Annotated in this window: 20 protein-coding genes and 1 riboswitch; of the genes, 8 read left to right on the top strand and 12 right to left on the bottom strand. The window is 59.7% G+C overall.

All coding sequences use genetic code 11. The features are described from left to right. Positions 1 to 45 precede the first annotated feature (45 nt). From LG294_RS11735 to thiO, 7 genes are all read right to left on the bottom strand, one after another. The gene (locus LG294_RS11735; protein ID WP_404285909.1) at positions 46 to 474 is read right to left on the bottom strand and encodes a hypothetical protein; all 429 of its coding nucleotides are present in this window, start codon (positions 472 to 474) and stop codon (positions 46 to 48) included. Continuing rightward, the gene (gene typA, locus LG294_RS11740) at positions 455 to 2,365 is read right to left on the bottom strand and encodes a translational GTPase TypA (RefSeq protein ID WP_404285911.1); all 1,911 of its coding nucleotides are present in this window, start codon (positions 2,363 to 2,365) and stop codon (positions 455 to 457) included. The genes LG294_RS11735 and typA overlap by 20 nt, the downstream gene beginning before the upstream one ends. Positions 2,366 to 2,506: 141 nt before the next feature. Continuing rightward, positions 2,507 to 3,043 (bottom strand): GNAT family N-acetyltransferase, encoded by a 537-nt coding sequence (locus LG294_RS11745; protein WP_404285913.1) that lies wholly within the window; start codon positions 3,041 to 3,043, stop codon positions 2,507 to 2,509. Between the two features lie 22 nt (positions 3,044 to 3,065). Next, positions 3,066 to 4,214, bottom strand: a complete 1,149-nt coding sequence (locus tag LG294_RS11750) for a ThiF family adenylyltransferase (RefSeq protein ID WP_404285914.1) — start codon at positions 4,212 to 4,214, stop codon at positions 3,066 to 3,068. Beyond that, positions 4,214 to 5,017, bottom strand: a complete 804-nt coding sequence (locus LG294_RS11755) for a thiazole synthase (RefSeq protein WP_404285916.1) — start codon at positions 5,015 to 5,017, stop codon at positions 4,214 to 4,216. The genes LG294_RS11750 and LG294_RS11755 overlap by 1 nt, the downstream gene beginning before the upstream one ends. Before the next feature lie 2 nt (positions 5,018 to 5,019). Next, entirely contained in the window at positions 5,020 to 5,265 is a 246-nt protein-coding gene (gene thiS, locus LG294_RS11760) for a sulfur carrier protein ThiS (RefSeq protein WP_404285918.1), read from the bottom strand. A gap of 11 nt (positions 5,266 to 5,276) precedes the next feature. Then, positions 5,277 to 6,395, bottom strand: coding sequence for a glycine oxidase ThiO (gene thiO / locus LG294_RS11765; protein WP_404285920.1), 1,119 nt, complete (start codon positions 6,393 to 6,395; stop codon positions 5,277 to 5,279). Then, positions 6,391 to 6,496: riboswitch (TPP riboswitch) on the bottom strand. It overlaps the preceding gene by 5 nt. 79 nt (positions 6,497 to 6,575) lie before the next feature. Between thiO and LG294_RS11770 the strand changes: the two genes are divergently transcribed. Further along, positions 6,576 to 7,544: a GNAT family N-acetyltransferase gene (locus LG294_RS11770; RefSeq protein ID WP_404285922.1), complete on the top strand. Its 969-nt coding sequence runs from the start codon at positions 6,576 to 6,578 to the stop codon at positions 7,542 to 7,544. A gap of 93 nt (positions 7,545 to 7,637) precedes the next feature. Here LG294_RS11770 and LG294_RS11775 read toward each other — a convergent pair whose 3' ends face one another. The 3 genes from LG294_RS11775 to LG294_RS11785 form a co-directional block, all read right to left on the bottom strand. Continuing rightward, positions 7,638 to 8,921, bottom strand: coding sequence for a mechanosensitive ion channel (locus LG294_RS11775; RefSeq protein ID WP_404285924.1), 1,284 nt, complete (start codon positions 8,919 to 8,921; stop codon positions 7,638 to 7,640). Positions 8,922 to 9,361: 440 nt separating this feature from the next. Then, positions 9,362 to 9,808 (bottom strand): OsmC family protein, encoded by a 447-nt coding sequence (locus LG294_RS11780; protein ID WP_404285926.1) that lies wholly within the window; start codon positions 9,806 to 9,808, stop codon positions 9,362 to 9,364. Positions 9,809 to 9,812: 4 nt separating this feature from the next. Next, the gene (locus LG294_RS11785; RefSeq protein WP_404285928.1) at positions 9,813 to 10,322 is read right to left on the bottom strand and encodes a GNAT family N-acetyltransferase; all 510 of its coding nucleotides are present in this window, start codon (positions 10,320 to 10,322) and stop codon (positions 9,813 to 9,815) included. A gap of 322 nt (positions 10,323 to 10,644) precedes the next feature. Here LG294_RS11785 and LG294_RS11790 point away from each other — a divergent pair, with 322 nt between their 5' ends. Genes LG294_RS11790 through LG294_RS11800 form a run of 3 tightly spaced genes read left to right on the top strand, consistent with a single transcriptional unit; the run spans position 10,645 to position 14,265 of the window. Beyond that, positions 10,645 to 11,793, top strand: a complete 1,149-nt coding sequence (locus LG294_RS11790; RefSeq protein WP_404285930.1) for an acetyl-CoA C-acetyltransferase — start codon at positions 10,645 to 10,647, stop codon at positions 11,791 to 11,793. 43 nt (positions 11,794 to 11,836) lie between these two features. Next, the gene (locus LG294_RS11795; RefSeq protein ID WP_404285932.1) at positions 11,837 to 13,453 is read left to right on the top strand and encodes a fatty acyl-CoA synthetase; all 1,617 of its coding nucleotides are present in this window, start codon (positions 11,837 to 11,839) and stop codon (positions 13,451 to 13,453) included. Then, a complete protein-coding gene (locus LG294_RS11800) occupies positions 13,450 to 14,265 on the top strand; it encodes an enoyl-CoA hydratase/isomerase family protein (RefSeq protein WP_404285933.1) in 816 nt (271 codons plus the stop codon). Before LG294_RS11795 ends, LG294_RS11800 begins: the two co-directional genes overlap by 4 nt. Positions 14,266 to 14,287: 22 nt before the next feature. Here LG294_RS11800 and LG294_RS11805 read toward each other — a convergent pair whose 3' ends face one another. After that, positions 14,288 to 15,154 carry a sugar phosphate isomerase/epimerase family protein gene (locus LG294_RS11805; RefSeq protein WP_404285935.1) on the bottom strand — a complete coding sequence of 289 codons (867 nt, stop codon included), beginning with the start codon at positions 15,152 to 15,154 and terminating at the stop codon, positions 14,288 to 14,290. A gap of 821 nt (positions 15,155 to 15,975) precedes the next feature. Here LG294_RS11805 and LG294_RS11810 point away from each other — a divergent pair. Continuing rightward, entirely contained in the window at positions 15,976 to 16,674 is a 699-nt protein-coding gene (locus LG294_RS11810; RefSeq protein ID WP_404285937.1) for a nucleotidyltransferase domain-containing protein, read from the top strand. A 7-nt stretch (positions 16,675 to 16,681) separates the two neighbouring features. Here LG294_RS11810 and LG294_RS11815 read toward each other — a convergent pair whose 3' ends face one another. After that, a complete protein-coding gene (locus tag LG294_RS11815; RefSeq protein WP_404285939.1) occupies positions 16,682 to 17,269 on the bottom strand; it encodes an HAD-IA family hydrolase in 588 nt (195 codons plus the stop codon). Between the two features lie 137 nt (positions 17,270 to 17,406). On the opposite strand from LG294_RS11815, the gene LG294_RS11820 reads away from it, so the two are divergent. The 3 genes from LG294_RS11820 to LG294_RS11830 all read left to right on the top strand — a co-directional run bounded on the left by LG294_RS11820 (position 17,407) and on the right by LG294_RS11830 (position 19,409). Next, positions 17,407 to 18,234 (top strand): ornithine carbamoyltransferase, encoded by an 828-nt coding sequence (locus LG294_RS11820; RefSeq protein ID WP_404285941.1) that lies wholly within the window; start codon positions 17,407 to 17,409, stop codon positions 18,232 to 18,234. A gap of 250 nt (positions 18,235 to 18,484) precedes the next feature. Continuing rightward, a complete protein-coding gene (locus tag LG294_RS11825) occupies positions 18,485 to 18,940 on the top strand; it encodes a DUF6176 family protein (RefSeq protein WP_404285943.1) in 456 nt (151 codons plus the stop codon). Between the two features lie 268 nt (positions 18,941 to 19,208). After that, entirely contained in the window at positions 19,209 to 19,409 is a 201-nt protein-coding gene (locus LG294_RS11830) for a hypothetical protein (RefSeq protein ID WP_404285945.1), read from the top strand. The last annotated feature ends 133 nt before the right edge of the window (positions 19,410 to 19,542 follow it).

Raw genomic sequence — 19,542 nt, forward strand, 5'->3', positions numbered from 1 at the left:
CTTGGTACGAAAAAATCCCCAGCCTATGGCCGGGGATTTTTTAGCTTAACGCTGCCGTTTACGCAGCACTCGCAGTGCAGCAAATAATGAGATCACTGCAGGCACGATCATTCCATACATCCACAGAAGGGACGCGATGGTCGGGCCTGGCAGGACCTGAAGATACTGCAGCGGCAAGATCAACGAGTCGTTTCCGAAATAGGAAATCGAACCGACGACGAGGTAACAGCCGATGAAACCAACCGCTCCGGCCCAGAGCTTGCCAGAGGCAATCACGGACCAGTAAACGAGTAGACCCAACAACAGCCACGCCACCAGCACTCCCCAAACCAGCGGGATATCTCCCGCATAGGTCAGCGAAGCGTGGATTGCCGTACCGAGTAAACCTGCTACGACGGCAGCAACCAGACCACGCACCAGCGCGCTCAGGTTGCTGCCTGCAGTCAGCGGCTGGTTAGTTCTTAGCTCGCGCACGAGTTGCCTTGGCACGATCGCTTGCGTTCAACAGAACCTTGCGGATACGCACTGCATCCGGGGTGACCTCGACGCACTCGTCTTCGCGGGCGAATTCGAGGGACTCTTCAAGAGTCAGGTTGCGCGGCGGGGTCATGTTCTCGAAGGTGTCCGAGGACGCTGCACGCATGTTGGTGAGCTGCTTTTCCTTGGTGATGTTCACGTCCATGTCATCGGCGCGCGAGTTCTCGCCGACGATCATGCCTTCGTAAACCTCGGAGGTCGGCTGCACGAAGAAGTTCATGCGCTCCTGGAGCTTGATCATCGCGAACGGGGTGACGACGCCGGCACGGTCGGCCACGATCGAACCGTTGATGCGGTATTCGATCGGACCGGCCCATGGCTCAAAGCCTTCGGCCAGCGATGCTGCGATACCAGCGCCGCGGGTTTCGGTCATGAAGCGGGTGCGGAAGCCGATCAGGCCACGAGCTGGAACCATGAATTCCATGCGAACCCAGCCGGTGCCGTGGTTTGCCATGTTGGTCATGCGACCCTTGCGCGAAGCCATCAGCTGGGTGATTGCACCCAGGTATTCCTCTGGCACGTCGATGGTCATGTGCTCCATTGGCTCGTGAAGCTTTCCATCAATCTGCTTGGTCACAACCTGCGGCTTGCCAACGGTCAGCTCAAAGCCTTCGCGGCGCATCTGCTCCACGAGGATCGCCAAAGCCAATTCGCCACGGCCCTGGACTTCCCAGGCATCCGGACGCGCGGTTGGCAAGATGTTCAGCGATACGTTGCCGATCAGTTCCTTGTCCAGGCGATCCTTCACCTGGCGTGCGGTGACCTTGGCGCCCTTGACCTTGCCGGCCAGCGGCGAGGTGTTGATACCAATGGTCATCGAGATTGCTGGTGGATCAACGGTGATCAGCGGCAATGGCTTCGGGTTCTCAAGGTCGGTGAGAGTCTCACCGATCATGATGTCTTCGATACCTGCAACTGCAACGATCTCGCCCGGTCCGGCCGATTCGGCAGGAACACGGGTCAGACCCTTGGTGGCCAGCAGTTCGGTGATCTTGACCTGCTTCATGGTGCCATCCTGGCGGGCCCAGTTAACCTGCATGCCCTTGCGCAGCGTGCCGTTGAAGATGCGCAGCAGTGCGAGGCGGCCAAGGAATGGCGAGGCGTCAAGGTTGGTCACGTGGGCCTGAAGAACTTCACCTTCGGTGTAAGTCGGGGCTGGCACGTGCTTGATGATGGTCTCGAACAGTGGCTCGAGATCTTCATTGTCTGGAAGGGTGCCATCGGCTGGCTGAGTCATTGAAGCGTAGCCGGCCTTGCCCGAAGCGTAAACGATCGGGACATTCAATACCTTGTCCAGATCCAGATCTGGAGCTTCGTCGGCCAAGTCCGAGGCCAGTCCGAGCAGCAGGTCCATGGAGTCGGAGATGACGCCATCGATGCGGGAGTCGGGACGGTCGGTCTTGTTGACCACGATGATGACCGGCAGGTCTGCGACCAGTGCCTTGCGCAGCACGAAGCGGGTCTGTGGCAGCGGGCCTTCAGAGGCGTCGACAAGCAGAACCACACCATCAACCATGGACAGGCCGCGCTCGACCTCGCCACCGAAGTCGGCGTGACCCGGGGTATCGATGATGTTCATGGTCATCTTCTTGCCCTCGGCAGCTGGGCCGCTGTAGAACACGGTGGTGTTCTTAGCAAGAATGGTGATGCCCTTCTCGCGTTCCAACTCGCCGGAGTCCATCACGCGATCTTCGGTTTCACCGTGGCTTTCGAATGCACCAGTCTGCTGGAGCATTGCGTTGACCATGGTGGTCTTGCCGTGGTCAACGTGCGCAACGATAGCTACGTTGCGCAGGTCGTCGCGACGGATGAGAGTTGTATCTGACATACGGGAAGGCTCACTTCGTGTAGAGAATTTAGGGTCTCGGAGGCGGGGCCACAGTCGACCCAACATACTATTTTACGCGCTTGATGCAATTGCTTTGTTTATCTGTGGCGCAACATACAGAAATCACTTGATTAACGGGATCTAGCCGCGTGTTGAAATCCAATAGCGGAGCTTCATATTTCCGCCGTTTTCTTCAACCGAGGGACGGTTTTGATCCAATTGGCCGCCGCACGCGATAATTGTTGCTCGCGAGGCGGCGTTCTGCTTATCACAGGTTACCAAAGCTGAGTCGACACCGTGGAAGTCCAACTCGGCGAGGGCAAACCTGCACAGTTCTGTGGCGATTCCCTGTCCGCGGAATTTCGGGACAACACCATAGCCCAGGTGTCCGCCGACTTCGCTGAGAAAATCGTTGAGTTCGTACCTCACTGAAACTCGGCCAACCAGTTGACCGTCTAGTTCGGCAACGAATAGTCCGCTGCGTACCCAGCCCTCGGGGACGAACTCGCCGCTGCGCCCCTCGGCCATGCGTTCGATGTACGCATCCCAGTTTTGGCGTGCGGACCAAGTTGGAAGAAAATCGAAGTCATCGTCCAGCAAGTCGCGATGAGCGGCGATAGCCTGCCTTTCATCATCCGGAACAAGCTCTCTGATCACTAGTTTCTTGGAACGCTGCATAGCATCAGTATGTCAGCACCGGCTAGTAAGTCACTATTTCATGGTGGATTTCGGCAAGCCAACCAAGGGTCCCACCGCGCAAACTCCGTACCCGGGCTCTGCCTTCGGGAAGAGCCTCGTTCAATTCCGTGGCGGCGCGCAAAGAACGGACACCGGTTTTGCACACGATGACCGTCTCGGTTGCCGAGTACCTCTCGATCTCCCGCCATCCTTCGTTGGCTAGTCTTTCCAGCGGTAGGTGGACACTGCCGGGAATGACCGCAAGCTCGCGTTCCCACCCCTGGCGAACATCTAGAACCAAGACCTCCTGGTTGGCCCGAAGCAGTTCGAATTCACTTGCGTCTAGCTCTTGAGCGGAGTCCGAAACCGCACAGGACGCAACAGCATATTCACCGAGCTCGGTGACCGCAGCACGGTACGGATCACGTGCAAACGTCAAAATGCGAACGCTGGCATCCAACGCGTCGTAGAGCCATAGTTTTCCGCTCAACGGTTTTCCAACTCCGGTGATCAATTTCAGCGCCTCGGTGGCCATCAGCGATCCGATGACTCCGCAAAGGGCTCCGAATACTCCGCCCTCGGCACAGGAAGGGACCGAGTCAGCTTCCGGGAGGTCGGGAAAAATATCTCTGAGCATTGGGCCCACCCGAGGGTCGAACACCGAGACCTGACCGGAATACTGGAAGATGGTGCCCCAGACCAGCGGAGTCCGGGTTAACTCAGCTGCATCATTTGACAGGTATCGGGTGGCGAAATTATCGCTGCCGTCAATCACCACATCGTGTTCGGCAAAAAGTTCCAGCGCGTTGCTGGCGTCCAGCCGCTGCGCGTAGAGCCGCACAGAAACTTCGCTGTTCAGTTCATCTGCCAGGCGGCGCACCGATGCAACCTTGAGTTGGCCTTGGTCCGTTTCGCGGTGCACGGTCTGGCGTTGCAAATTGGAGAGTTCAACGGTGTCCGGATCAATCACACTGAGCTGGCCGATTCCGGCGGCGATTAGGTAGCTGGCGATCGGGCTTCCCAATCCCCCAGCGCCCACGACCAAGACCTTCGCGTTCGCGATGCGTTCCTGGCCTTCGACACCCACCCCGGGCAGGGACAGATGGCGGGTATACCTCGCGAGTTGTGCGGGGCTTCGCGGTGCGCGCGGTGGCGCCAACTTAGCAGTCATCAGAATTCTCCGACGAGTCGCTGCATCATTCCCGCGGTGGGAGATGAGGCCAGCGCGAGATCGCGTTGCGGGATGCGACCGGCAAGGTATGCCGCGCGCCCAGCGCGAACCGCGTCGCGCATCGCAGCGGCCATCAACGGCGCGTTTTGCGCGCGGGTCACCGCGCTGGCTAGCAGCACCGCATCGCAGCCGAGCTCCATCGCCTTGGCCGCATCCGAGGCGGTCCCCACCCCGGCATCCAGGATCACCGGAACACCAGCGCGCGCGGTGATCGTTGAAATATTGTGCGGATTCAGGATCCCCATTCCCGAGCCGATCGGGGATCCTGCCGGCATGACCGCAGCCACTCCGAGCTGTTCCAGACGCATGGCCAGCGCCGGATCGTCGTTGGTGTAGGCGAAGACCTTGAATCCGTCGGCGACGAGCTGCTCGGCCGCGGCAAACAGTTCGATCGGATCCGGAAGCAGCGTATGCTCATCGGCGATCACCTCAAGCTTGATCCAGTCGGTTTCCAACGCTTCGCGCGCCAGCTGGGCGGTGAGCACCGCATCTCGCGCCGTGAAGCATCCGGCCGTATTGGGCAACGGACGCACCCCATTGCGCTGCAGAAGTTCATAAACGGATCCGGATCCGGCCGCCGCGAAATGACGAATGGCGACGGTGGTCAACGCGGTGCCCGAAACACGCAGCGCCTGTTCAAGGGTATGCATCGAGGTAGCCCCGCCGGTGCCAAGAATCAGCCGGGAGCCGAAGCATTGCCCGGCGACCTGGAAACTATCTGTTTCAATTGTCAGCTCTTCCATCATTAGCCTCCCTGTGCTGCGGTAACGAGTTCGACCCGGTGACCGTGCTTCAATTCAAAGTCATTCCAGCCACTGCGCGGGACAACTGCGCAGTCCACCGCGACTGCAACACCTAATCGCGATCCGTCGCTGGCCCGGCCGTCTGCCCCGATGTTCTTGCCCAGGTGCGCGGTGAGAAGTTCCCGCACGGTGCTGCCTGCCGGCACTGTGGCCGCCTCGGCGTTGAGGAAAAATTCGATCTGTTGCATTGATTTGGCTCCTAGAGTCCTGTGCTGTTGGCAAGTTGTGCGCCGAATCTGTCGAGTGAGACGCTGTTCAGCTGCTGCTCATCCACCGGGTTTCCGAGCAGCAGGTCGGTTCCTAAGCGTGCGCCGAACGGGGTGAGCAGCACCCCATGCCGCGAATAACCGGTGGAAATCACCAGCCCGTCATCGACGCGGCCGATCAGCGGCCGATCATCGGGTGTGGCCGGTCTGGCCCTCACGATCGCCTCGTTCAAGGTGGTGTCGACGATGCCGGGCACGAGCCTGCGTGCGTTGTCGAGCAATGCATGCATTTCTCCCACGTTCACCTGATCTTGGCCGTCTTCGCGGCTCGACGCGCCCAGGACGAGGCTTCCATCGGTGCGTGGCACCAGGTAGACCGGTTGCCGATGCACGATCCCACGCACCGTACGCTTGATCAGCGGGGAACGCACCGGGCCTTGCAGTCTGAGAATGTCGCCGTAGACCGGGCGCAAGGGCAAATTGGGAGCGCCTTCCAGCGTGCCCAAGCCATGGGCTAGCAGCACCTGGTCGGCCCTTATTTCTTGGCCCGTCGAGGTCATCACCCCGCAAGTCCGTGAGCCATGGCGCATCAGCCGCACGGCCGTGTTCCGCACAATCGACGAGTCGAATTCGTCGATCAGGATGCGCAGCAGAGAGCGCGGATCAAGTTGCTGATCCTCGGCGCAGAAGATGGCGCCGGCGATGCTTGCAGCCAGCGCCGGTTCCAGTTTGCGTGCAGCGCTGCCAAGGAGCCGTTCGGCACTGAACCCCAAGGAGGTTTGCAGTTCCTTGAGCTGAAGCAGTGCTTCCATGTCGGCTGTTTCCGCGGCGACGACGATCGTTGAGTTCTCTACGTACGCTGGTTTCCTGCCGGTGGACTGTTCCACCCGGTCAATGAACGCGGGATATTCCTTGGCCGAGGACGCCATCAGCTGGTGCAGACTGTCCTGGCCCCAGGTGGTTTCGGCAGTCGGAGCGAGCATTCCTGCTGCTGCGTGGCTAGCTCCTAAGCCAGGTGCTGCGTCTATTAGCGTGATTTCCGCACCGCGGGAGCGCAGTTCGAATGCGGTGGCAAGACCGATAATTCCGGCGCCAACAATGGCAATATGCACGAAGGCATTTCCTTCCTACGGCGGCATGACCCGCATCAGGTGTAGCGGTCGGCACAAAGCCCTCTCAGCCCAATGTTGCTTGGGCTCCCGCGGAGTACTTGGATTATAAGCATGCCACCGGTCACAATGGCTAACTTCATGACTTCACCGGGTGGATCTGCCTGTGTTTTACTCATTGGCATGAGCGAATTCAACGGTCCGGAGGATTTATCTACCGATCATCGACTTGCCCGAGTTGTCATTGATGGCGAAAGGCAACTCCTTTCGCCTGCCGTCCGCCACGATCGGCAGGCGTTATTGCGACTACTCCATGAAGATTTCGAAGAGGTCGGCGCTTCAGGCAGGTGCTACTCTCGCGCGCAGATTATCGAGCAGCTCGGCAATGAACCAGTCGTCGAATCAACTAGGGACGATGTGCACGATCCTCGCGTGCGGAAGCTCAGTGATTCATTGGTGATGTTGCGGTGGCGAACTCGGCCAGAGAATTTGAGCCAACGCACCTCGCTCTGGGTACATACAGCTCAAGGTTGGCAAATGCTCTTTCATCAAGGCACCCGCCAGAACTCCACGGCCCAGATTGCCGCCGACCATCCCGCCTCCGATGAACAAAGCACAGCATTCTTGCGTCCGCTTCGTACCTCGGATGCACCGCAAGTCCTCGCGGCATTCAGTTCAAACCCAGATATGGCCCGGCAAGGCATGGTGAGCACACTGCCTGAGGCCGAGGACTACATTCAACTGCTGCTCAAGAACCCTGCGCAACAGGTTCCGCTAGCCGTCGTCAAGAATTCTGCGCTCATCGGCCTGGTCTGCGGGTCCATCGACGAGTCAAACCTGAACGCCTGGGTTTGGTATTGGCTGCATGCAGAGCATCGGGGCCGCGGGTTGGGCAGCCGCGCATTGGCCGCCCTCGCCGCTGAGCTATTCTCCACCTACCGTCTGCAGCGTCTGGAGTTGGGATTGCGCGTGAACAACCCGGCGTCGAAGCAGGTTGCAGAACGCAGCGGCTTCATTCTGGAAGGGCGCGAGCGCGGCAAGTTCTTGATCGATGGCCAGCGGATCGATGTCCTGAATTATGCGCGGTTGGCCAGCGATCCCATCCCGCCGATCAAGCCGCTGGGACTTCGCATGGAGGCGACGGAAGGCTGAATTGCCCAGGGCCCGCTTCCGGGACCGGACAGAAATGGCAAAGAGTGGAACCGGTTGCCCGGTCCCACTCTTTGCCATTGAGCGTTCTAAGTACTAGAACTCATTTGGAGGTGTCGGTGGCGTGGTTGGCGCCGGACGGGTTGGCGACGTGCGGGTTGGTTCAGTGCGCAATGGCGCGGTACCCGGGGTGCCGGGAGCGTCCATTTTGCTCAAATCGATTTTCTCCAGCGTGCGAGCCGCGGCGTCGCGGCCACCAAGGCCGAAGGCCAAGGCCGCTGCCAGAGCTGCACCAATCACTATGGCACCGAATGCCATATTGATAATCGAATCTGCCAGACCCATGTATTTCAGACCCATCGCGATGAACAGCGCGATAGCCGTGTAGCGGATAATCTTCGAGGCGGTGGTATCGCCCATCAGTCGAGCGATCACACTTGCTAGCACGAAGCCGATGGCGATGATGACTCCACCGAAGATGACCTTGCCGCCCAATTCCAGCACCTCGTTGAGGATGTTGGTGATTGCCGGGAAGTTCAGCATGCTTGCTGCCATGACAGCGAAGAACAAGATAATTGCGATCTTCACGATGGTGGCGATGATGCCCGATGCGCTCTGTCCCTCAGGAACAACTCCCCAGCCTGCCACTACTCTGTCGGTCCCCACACCGCGCAGCGTCGATTCAAGCAGCTTGCCAACAAACTTGGCAATCAGGAAGCCCACGGCCAGCAGGATCAGAGCCATGATCACTTGTGGGATGGCGGTCAAGACGATCTGCAGCATCTCCTGTGCCGGTACCGAAATAGCTTCGATTCCCAACACCTGCAGTGCAGAAATAGCCACAACCAGCAGGATCAGCGCAAACACCACATTTGCGATGACATCCACGATGGTCCGCTGCGTACGCAGGGATGCCTCGGGATCAATCTCTTCACCGTGCGCAGGAGTTAGCTTGCGAACGACAGAACTGAAATCGACCGTTCCCAGACCGGTCTGGATCAGCTGCTTGATCACATTGGCGATCACGTAGCCAATGATGAAGATGAATGCCGCACCTATGAGGTTAGGCAAGAAGCCCATGATTCCGGCGAGCAAGTCCTGCACCGGTGTCAGGACCTCGGTCAGCGAGAAGACTTGGAGAATGGCTACCAAACCGAAAAGCCAAACGATCAGCGACGCTACTTTACCTAGCGAATCTCCGATCTGCTTGCCATCGGTGCCTTGCTTTTGGAGGAACTTGATCTTGGTGACGAGCTTACCAACAGCCCATTTGACAACTTTGGCCACGAGCCAAGTGATGATGAGAATAACAAGCGCGATGGCAACTTTTTGCAGCATCGACGCCCAGTCAATGTTTCCTAGAACGTTCTGAGTTTGCATCTCTGCTCCTTCAACGTGGGGATAATTTAGACCCTACGACGAGGATTATTTGCTGACTAGGGCAATGACAGAACTGTCAGCATTCGACGATGGCAATAATCGAGATCAAAGAACGAAATCCGCAGAAGAAAAATGTGATTTCAACTGATAGCGCGCTTTAGTTCTAGATTTAACACGAAATCACTGTACTTGAATATTTTGGCTTTGCCCCCGCGCTCAAGTTCGCCTTTCAGGGGTTGACTAAGGGCAACTCGCGAGTTTCTTAATTCCCAGTAACCTGTGCTCGGCTTCGCCGTGCGGGGCGGCACACCAGAAATTCATAATTCCGGCCATGCCAGCGCGACAGCTGGCATAGCCGGTTAGATTGAATGTGGTGGAGCTCGGACCCGCAAAATAGCGTCGAAGCGGGTTACCTGAGCAATTTATTTACCGCTGGCCAATCAGGATTCTGAGTCGGAGCCCTTGATGGTGCTGGTGACTTTGGAGCCCAGTTCGACGGTGCGCGAAACCGTGCAGTATTTGTCGTGAGAGAGCTTCACAATACGCTGGACCATTCCAGCTGCCTTGCGGCCTTCTTCGGTGTCGGGGAACTTTAGATTGAAGGACATATCGATGTCTTCCATCTGGCTCGCGCCACCTTCTTCGACTTTGTAGCCGGTAGCGGTAACCTCAAATTTCTCTGGTTCGGCACGCCTGGTCGTCGCGGCATCCACGTCAATCGACGAGCACCCAGCAATCGCCGCCAGCAATAGTTCGACAGGGGTGAGCAGGCCCTCCCCCTGGCCGAATTCGATGCTCGCACCGCTTTCGAGGCTGGTCGCCTGGTAGCGGCGCGAGGCCAGCCGCTCGATGGAAACTTCACGCAGGGATCGAGTATTTTCAGTCATGCATCTATCGTTCCACGGGTTGCTCGCGGACGCTTGCATGACGCAGGGACATCCGCGGATTCTTGGCGTCGGCAGTTGAATGATCAGCCTGCCCTGCCGGCTCGAATCCGCAACGTTTATAGAATTCCAACCCAGCGGCGTTCTGCGCGCCGATGACCATTTCGATATCTGCACACCTAGAAAGTGCAAAGTTGGCCAATGCCCTGCCGATGCCGAGCTGGCGATGCTCATGGTGGACCCATAAGAGCGCCACGCTCTGCTCGTCCATGGCCATGAACCCCACGACACGCGCGCCCAGGTTGGCCACGAAGACTTCCGATCGCCGCGCATAGACGGTTTCCAAGGTCGAGGCGACGGAAGTCACATCGCTGGCCGAAAGGAAATCCAGGCGCCCCTCGACCGAGGAACGCCACACGTCCAACAGTTCAGGGACTTCTTCGATTCCCGTCCATGGTCGAACGCTCAAGGGTTCGCTGGAGGCTTGCTGCGGCTTGTCATGGTACTGAGAATCCATTGCTTCTCCTCCTCCGGCAGGTACACAACGCATCCTACTAGTTCGTAACTTAGCGCTTCCCGGTTCTTGTGTTCAAGTGAAGACCACCGTTTGCCCCTCACAGGGCCACGCAACCAATTCCCGCCACCAATCAAGCAGCCCCTTGCCGCTGCCGCCGACCAAACCGATGCCCGTTGGGTTGCCACAAGCGATGTGACCTAGACAACATGAAGTTAGTTCGACATCCTAGTAATAGGATCCCAATCATTCGATTACGTCGCTTCACCACTGAAAACACAAGTGATGCCAGGTACGCGAACCACTGTCCTTTGGAGGAGAACCCATGGCCGAGGCCTACATTGTCGATGCACTGCGCACACCCGTGGGTCGCCGTGGCAAATCGCTCGCGGCACTGCACCCGCTGGATCTCGCGGCTGCACCGCTGGCTGAACTGGTCAGCCGAAACGGCATTGATTCGACGCAATATGACGAAATCATCCTCGGCTGCATCGACCAGGTAGGACCAAACGCCATGGACATCGCCCGCAGCGCGTGGTTGGCTGCGGGCCTCTCGGAACAGGTCCCCGGAACCACGATCGAGCGCCAGTGCGGCTCCGGCCAGCAAGCGGTGTCCTACGCGGCCCAAGCGGTGCTCAGCGGCACCAGTGATCTGGTGATCGCCGGCGGCGTGCAATCGATGTCCAGCATTCCGCTGTCCTACTCCAATACCGCCGCCGCGCAATTCGGCTTCCCCGACCCGTTCACCGGCTCAGCGCGGTGGGCCCAGCGCTATGGGGACCAGGGGATCTCGCAGTTCCGCGGGGTGGAGATGATGGTCCAGAAATGGGGATTCACCCGATCCCAGCTCGAAGATTTCTCCGTCGCCTCCCACGAAAAAGCCCTCAACGCCCAGGAACGAGGCTACTTCGAGCGGGAGATCCTGCCGCTTGCCGAATTGCGTGCCGATGAGGGACCTCGCGCACCGGACCGCGCAAAAATGGCCTCGCTCGCACCGATTATCGACGGCGGCTTGCATACCGCAGCCAGCGCCTCGCAGATGTCCGACGGCGCCGCCATGCTGCTGATCGCCTCCGAAGCGGCGGTCAAACGCTACGGCCTGAAGCCGCGCGCCCGGATCCATCACATCTCGGCCCGCGCCGCTGACCCGGTGATGATGCTCTCGGCACCGATCGACGCCACCGCGCATGCGCTGGCCCGCACCTCGATGAGCTTGGAGGATATGGACCGCATCGAGATCAACGAGGCTTTCGCCGCAGTCGTCCTCGCCTGGCAGCACGAAACGCAGGCGAATATGGAAAAGGTCAACGTCAATGGCGGCGCCATCGCGCTGGGACATCCCATCGGCGCCACCGGTGCCCGGCTGATGACCTCGCTGCTGCATGAGCTGGAGCGCAGCGATACCCGTTGGGGGTTGCAGACCATGTGCGAAGGCGGCGGGCAGGCGAACGTCACCATCCTCGAACGGCTCTAAGGCCCGACCGGGCTCACGATTACTCGAAAAAGGACTCCCGCTCATGAATGATTCCCTGCCGGCAAGCGAACAGCCGAACACGAGTTCTGTGGCCATCACGGATTCGAATAACACCATCGGCGCGATGCTGCGACGCAGCGTCTCGCGCAACCCCGAAGCCAGCGCATTGCTCTTCGAAGACCGCCAGTGGACCTACCGTGAGCTTGAAAGCGCGGTGCGGCGCGTGGCCCGCCGGCTGCTGGATGCGAATCTCCCGCCGGGTTCCCGCGTGGCCGCCTACGGGGCAAACTCCGATGCCTACGCGATCCTCTTCCTGGCCTGCGGGCTCGCCGGGCTGGTGCATGTGCCGGTGAACTTCGCGCTGAAAGGCGAGGAGCTGAGCTACCTGCTGGAGGATTCGGGCGCAGTCCTGGTGGTAGCCGATGAACAGCGGCTCGCTCTGGTCAATCAGATTCGTGAGCAGGACCGGGCCCCGGCGGTGGAACAGGTATGGGCGCTTTTACCTGCCGGCGCCGCCGAGCCCGCGATCTTGGACACCGCCCTGGATTCCGGGGCCGTGCAGGCACCTGCGGCACAGCAGAGCTCCGGCGACCAGCTGGTGCAGCTGCTGTATACCTCGGGCACCACCTCCGCTCCCAAGGGCGCGATGATGACCCACGCCGCCTTGATGGCGCAGTATATTTCCGCGATCATCGCCCTGGACTTCACTGCCGAGGACCGCCCGCTGATCGCGATGCCGCTGTACCACTCCGCGGCGATGCACGTATTCCTGCTGCCCTATCTAGCCCTCGGTGCACGCGTCCGGCTGCTGCCCAGCCCCGATATCGCCGAGATCCTGAAGCGGGTCGAAGCCGAACGCATCGGGTCGCTGTTCCTGGCCCCGACGGTGTGGGTGCCGCTGAGCAACCACCCGGACCTTGAAAAACGCGACTTCTCCTCGCTGGCCAAAGCCCAATACGGTGCCTCCATCATGCCGGTGACGGTGCTGGCGCGGCTGCGCTCGCGCTACCCGGCGATCGGCTTCTACAACTGCTTCGGCCAATCCGAGCTCGGTCCGCTGTGCTCGGTGCTGCGCCCCGAGGAGCACGAAGCCCGTCCGGCTTCCTGCGGCCGTCCGGTCTTCCATGTCGAGGCCCGGGTGCTCAACGCCGCCGGGGAGCTAGCCGAGGCAGGTGAACCAGGTGAGATCCAGTACCGCTCCCCACAGGTTATGAGCGGCTACTGGAACAAGCCCGAAGCCACCGCCCAGGCCTTCGTCGACGGCTGGTTCCGTTCTGGTGACCAGGTCACCGTCGATCGCCGGGGCTACATCCAGGTGGTGGATCGGATCAAGGATGTAATCAACACCGGCGGCGTGCTGGTGGCCCCGCGCGAGGTCGAAGACTGCATCTACGAACTAGAGCAGGTGGCGGAGGTTGCAGTGCTCGGCATTGCCCACGAGCGCTGGATCGAAGCCATCACCGCGGTGGTGGTGCTCAAGGAAGGCGCCGAACTGAGCGCCGAAACCGTGCGCAGCCATGTGAAGAGCCGGATCGCCGATTACAAGGTGCCCAAGCGCGTGGATTTCGTGGCGCAGCTGCCGCGCAACCAATCCGGCAAGCTGCTCAAACGCCAGTTACGGGCCGAACGTGTCCCAAATGAAAGCGGGCCGAGCGCATGAGCCGGCCCGACCCCATCACCACGAAGGAACCCGCAAATCAGGCAGGGGCGGCAACCGCGATCCGCGTCGAGGCTCGGCCCGGAATCGTGCGCATAGTATTCCAGCGTCCCGGGCAGGGCAATGCGCTGAATCTGGGGTTGGCGCGCGAAACACTGGCCGCGCTGCGCGACGCGGAACAGGATCCCGAGGTGCAGGTACTGACGTTGACCGGCGAGGGCCGGTATTTCTGCGCCGGAGGTGACGTGCACTCCATGGCCGCGCTTGCAGCCCAGGACCGTCCGGCGTATTTGGCTGAGCTGGCCGGGGCAGCCCACGAGCTCGCGTTGGCGATCGTGCGTTCCCGGCTGCTGGTGATCGCGGCGGTCAATGGCGCCGCGGCCGGAGCCGGACTGGGGCTGCTGCTTTGCTCCGACTGGGTGCTGGTCTCCCAGCAGGCTCCGCTGGTGGCCGCGTATGCTTCCATCGGGTTGAGCCCTGACACCGGGGTCTCCTATTTCCTGCCCCGCATTCTCGGACATCAGCGCGCGGTCGAACTGACCCTTGGTGGGCGCAAGCTGGTTGGCGAGCAGGCCGTCGAATGGCAACTGGCCAACGAAGCTGTCCCTGCCCAGGCGTTTGCGCAGCGTCTGGAGCAGCTGGAAGAGAGCTTCACGCAGGGTGCGGTGCAGGCGATCGGCCCCACCAAATCCCTACTCCGCGCCGGGGTTGTGCAGGAGCTCGAAGCCCATCTGGAAGCCGAGGCATCGAGCATCGCCCGCCTGTCGGAACACCCCAATTCGGTTCGTCTGGTCAACCGGTTCGCCGGCAAATAAGGCACGCTACCCGGCGCAATGCTCAGCGGAGGCCGCCGGCTTGGAGATTGCGCAGGTAGGCCAGCGAGTCGGCGGCCAGGGCATTCTGGCTGCTGGCCAGCGGCCGCCAGATTGCTGCAGCCTCGACGAGCGTGGCGCTGTGCGGGCTGAAGGACTTCACGCACAGCGGTCCGTCGTAGCCGGCGAGGTCCAGGGCATGGACGAACCCGTGCCAATCGAAATGGTCAGCTCCCACGATTCCGCGGTCATTCGCGCTGAGCTGCACATGGTTGATGTGCTCCGTGGCCCGGGCCACCGCGGCGGCGATGTCCTGCTCCTCGATATTCAGATGGTAGGTGTCCAGCCCCATGCCCAATCCAGGGCCCAGCAAGGGTTCCAGCGCATCGAAGCACTGGTCGATGGTGTTCAGCAGCGAAGTTTCGTGGCGGTTCAACGGTTCGATGGCTAGTGTGATGTCGCGCGCAGCAGCGTGCTCGACCAGTGGAGCCAATGCGACGCGCAATTGCGCATAGGCTGCCCTGCGCTGTCCTTCGTCCAGCGCAAACAGCCTGCCTGTGGCGGTGTACAGCGGGCCGGCGACGGTGGTTGCGCCGAGCGAGGCCGCTGCGTCGATGCAGCCGCGGAGGTAGTTCTGCGTTGCCTCGACCTCTGCCCGCGGCACCCCGATCAGGTTGTGCCCCGCAAGCATCACCGCGGCAAGCACCGGGTGCAAACCCAGTTCGCCCAGCAGGTCCTTGGCCCGTTTCGGATCCCAGTCGCCGAGCTGTACCAGCGGCAGCTCGATGGCATCGAACCCCAGCTGCGCCGCTTGGGCAGCCACATGCGCCAAGGATTCGTCGGTCAACCTGGAGGTCCACACCCAGGTGCTCACCCCGAGTTTCCGTTGCATAACCCTCCGCCTCCTGAAATGGGCCGGTCGGTGCGACCTGCCTGCGCGCTGTCTGCCGTCGTACTTTCAGGTTACGCCCGGAACAACGCCGCGGATAGGGCGGCCGTTGATTCGCAAAACATCCGGGACTAACCATCGGCAAATTCTCTATTCCGCAATGGGCACTGACCCGCTCGACCGGGCCGCACTCCCCGCCACCATGTGGCAAACGACTAATGCTATGTACGGACTGCTCAAGAATTCCCACGCCACAGAAGCTGAGCCGTGGGGAACGACGTTCCCGACCGGTCACGGGGACCACTGGAACACCGCGACAACGTTTGTGAGGAGTAACGACGCTCTCTGGATCGAAGCAGTTCAGACTGCCAGGTATCCCTTCTCTTGCGGACGGTGCAGTGCCAAGGGTTACAGACAGAAGTGCTGACGACTGCGGAAACTGACAGTTTTGCACTACCGTACAAACGGCGGTTTTTATGAACCGGAAACGATCGTTTTCGGTGCGAGCGTTCGGCGTCCGAAGGCAGGGCAAGATCGTTCCGTTTCACGCTCCGTCACCGGTCACTTCACCGGATGGGGCTAACGGAACGGTCGGCTTTCCTGTGAATCCATAAAACTTCTACCATCCAGGTCAGAACGCGGCGCGTTCCGGTAGCCGACGCCCTTACGGTACGTTCCAAAACGTCATTCCGGACAGACCCCAATCGGGACGACGACTCTGATTCGGTAGCCAAAAGTGGTGCTCTGCCTGGTTCCTGTTGCGGGCACGACGATTTTGCGTACATTTGGCGACCTCGGCACAGAGAGTAGGGCATCATGATTTTATGGATCCAATTACGATTGCACGTTCGTTCGTGGAAGAGCTGCATGCTGGTGCTGACGCGTCGATTCTTGGCGGGAGTGCAGCTCTCGGCAGGGCAACGTCAACTTCCGACCTGGATATAGCCATCCTCTATGAAGGCGGAAACGCGAATTACGCGGAGACAGTCCGGTATCGCGGATGGATCGTGGAAGCATTCGTTCATACCCCGGCGAGTTTGGACTTCTGGTATGAGAAGGAAAAAGCCGTGAGATGTGCCGTCATTGGCGATATCTGTGCCCGAGGACTACTGCTCACTGACAACGGCCCCGGCAAAACTTGGCAAGATCAAGCGCGCCTTTATATGGAACAGGGGCCGTCGCCACTGACCGACGGCGAACGAGACTTGCGGCGGTACGACCTCAGTTGCTCACTGGATGACCTCATAGGATCCACCATTTCTGCTGAGACGTTCGCTATTGCCTCTGAAGTATTTCACCAGGCCGCCGAGTTGCTGCTGCTCCAGCATCGAATGTGGTTGGGCAAAGGTAAATGGGTGGTCCGTCGTTTGGAACAGATACCTCATGACAAAGGAGCATTAGAGCTTCTAGCCTGGGCGGCATCAGGTGGCAAGGACCAACACAAGTTGGTCAAAATCGCGGGAGACATCCTGAAAAATAATGGCGGGTACTCGATGGAGGGATTCTTGCGAGGTGCCCGGTAGCCCTTCCTTATAAGACTCCGATGGACGTCAGTGCCTCGCGAAGCGAATGGACACCTTTGAAGTGATGGGTGACGAAACCTAAGTCGACAGCGCCGCCAAGTTTGGACGAGGAATCATCAGTGAAGAAGATCTCTGGGCCTTCAAGACCGAGCACGTCAATAACATGCTGGAATACGCGCGGATCCGGTTTGATGTAACCGATAGTTGCGGAATTGAAAACGTAGTCGATGTGTTGCTGAATGCCCTGGGCTTTGACTTCGCTGGGGATGGTGTCAGTGCCATTCGTCAAAATTGCCACTATGGTCCCGCGACCACGCAGTTCATCGGTCAATTCCAACATGGCGTCATCAGGCTGAGGGCTCAGTTTCCCCCATTCTTCCGCTGCACCATATGCGCCAAGGGTCCGGCCGATTTCATGCACCCATTCAGCCCGTGAGATGCGTCCCGTTGTAACTTCCGTGAGCAGGGGCTGAGAGAAAGCCGTTGCGTCAAGGCTGCCAATGTCGAGAGCATGACGGCGTTCAATTTCAGCCACGTTATCCGGAAGGAGGTGGCGCATTACTCCATCAAGGTCAAAAACTACAGCACGGATCATGCTGACATCCTGCCAAGAATCCAGTTTCAAACAAAACTGGTGCTCGTTGTCCCGCAGGAGGTTCCTCATCTAGATCGCCTGTGACGGCTGATCTGTCACGATTCATCCTGGGCAGACTGTTTCCGTAAGCTTGGGTGATGCAACACCTTCTGCGTTTAGACGAGTGGTCCGTCTCGGACCTCCACGCCCTGTTCCGTCTCGCGAGTGAGTACGCGCAAGAGCGCGGACCGCGCCGGGACGGTTGCGCGGTGCTTTTCTTTCCCCCGACCAGCCTGCGCACGCGGGTATCTTTCGAACGCGGTGCGTCGATGATGGGCTTACAACCGGTCACATTCCCGCCCGAGACCCTCGACAAGCCCGAAGCGCTGCGCGACGTTGCGGGATACCTTGCACAGTGGGCCGATATCGTGATCGCCAGACATCCAAACATCGGAGTCCTCGAACAGCTCGCGGCCGCGAATACCCTGCCCGTGGTGAATGCTATGACCGATGTGAACCATCCGTGCGAAGTCCTGTCGGACCTGTATGCGCTCTCGGTCACCGGCGACCCGGTGCAGCTGCGGTATCTCTTCGTCGGCGCCGACGGGAATATCGCCCGAGCATGGCAAGAAGCTGCGCGCGCGTTTCAGCTCGATCTGGTCCAGTGCTGTCCAGCCGAGTTGGCGAGTCCGGGCGCGATATGGAATGGCGACCTTCGGGACGCCGCCAGTCGGGCCGACGTCATCATTACCGATGGCCCGGGCCGGCACGCAAAGGCACTCGCCCCCTACCAGATCACAACCGAAGTTCTCGGCTGGGCACCCGCCGGGGTGCGCTTGACGCCCTGTCCGCCATTCGTGCGCGGACGGGAAGTCTCCGCCGGGGCAATTGCCAGCCCAAACTTTGTCGGCTACGGATTCAAGTCGGCCTTGCTGCCGGTGCAACAGTCAGTTCTTTCGATGTTGCTTGATTCCACGGCAAGATAGCCGACCCACGCTGTCGGGGGATGCTGATTCGCTGTCTGCCCAGGAGTCCAAAGCTTGACTGCATGGAGACAGCTGTCCCCTTGCACAATGCAATTCACAGCCGGTTGGGTCCCTGTCATGAGGACCGTCAAGGACCATCCCGGTGAAGGTTCCGCTTGAGGACGTTCTTCTAGAGGACCGTCTTACGGGACGGTTAAGATCGGGGTTGCGAGTCACACCTTTCGATAAGCCAATCTGGCAAGATTGTGGCATGGATAACAAACTGCCCAGTATTCCGTTCCGTCCAACAGCGCGCGATTTTCCGGGTCATCCGATGCCTTTTTCGGTTCCAGATGGGCTTCGACTCGAACTTAGTAGGTCGCGGATCGTTGAGGGTGAGGAAGGAGGATTCGATGAGTGGATGTCCGTGCTCAATGATCGATACGACGAATGCCTCGCATCGATACCAGCCCAAAGAGCTGTTTTTGAAGCGACTTTCCGGCATGAGGAAGCCGATGGGTCAACATGGATTTACCACCTAAGTCTCATGGGGACGGAAGGCTCAGGCCTCGACGAGGAACACTCGATAGACGCGACTCACGCCGCATACAGCCGCCAGGTCAAAGAACCCGGCTGGGAAGAACTAACGCCAAAGTTCATGCTCACGCCAGATCATATTCGCTCTGCCATGCTCAGTTGGGTAAAGAGCGGTGAAGAACCCAGATAGATTTCTTCACCAGCAAGCGCGCAGCAGGTTCCCTTACGGGGCGGGCTCATGCTCCTGAGTAGGTAGGAACAGTTGATTGGATGTCCGGCGGCCGTCCTGGAGGTCGGCGCGCTCCGGCCGCGATTTCCACATTGTGACGAACGCGAACACGGATATAAGGAAAGCAGCGAAGGCCTGCGCGTGGAGGACGAGCCACAGTCCGTTCTGGTGCGGGAGCAACAGGCTCATGTTTCCTGCCTCGTCTGCTCTATTGACGAAGAATTCATCGATGGGCGTCCAGAATGCTACCGCCATGACGCTGAGTCCAAACATGAACAGGGCGAGGGCGAATATGATGATCGATCATGCTGTAGGTCGCCGTCTTGAGGTCCTTGAAGGCATCACCGATGAGCTCCTAGTCTTTTACGTGCGGGGATCACCATCCTATCGAGAACGGTCAATGGTGGCGGTTCCCTACGCAGATCCGTGAATGGATCAGTTTCGTCGTTGCCGCCATGGGTCGACACAACTGGCTTCGTCGCAACGGTCAGGAAAGCAAGATTGCTGTATTGGCGGTCCCGGATCCGTTCGCACCATCCACCATCCCGTAGAAGGTTCCCCTT

It is taken from the genome of Glutamicibacter arilaitensis (assembly GCF_044793945.1).
Lineage (GTDB): Bacteria > Actinomycetota > Actinomycetes > Actinomycetales > Micrococcaceae > Glutamicibacter > Glutamicibacter arilaitensis_B.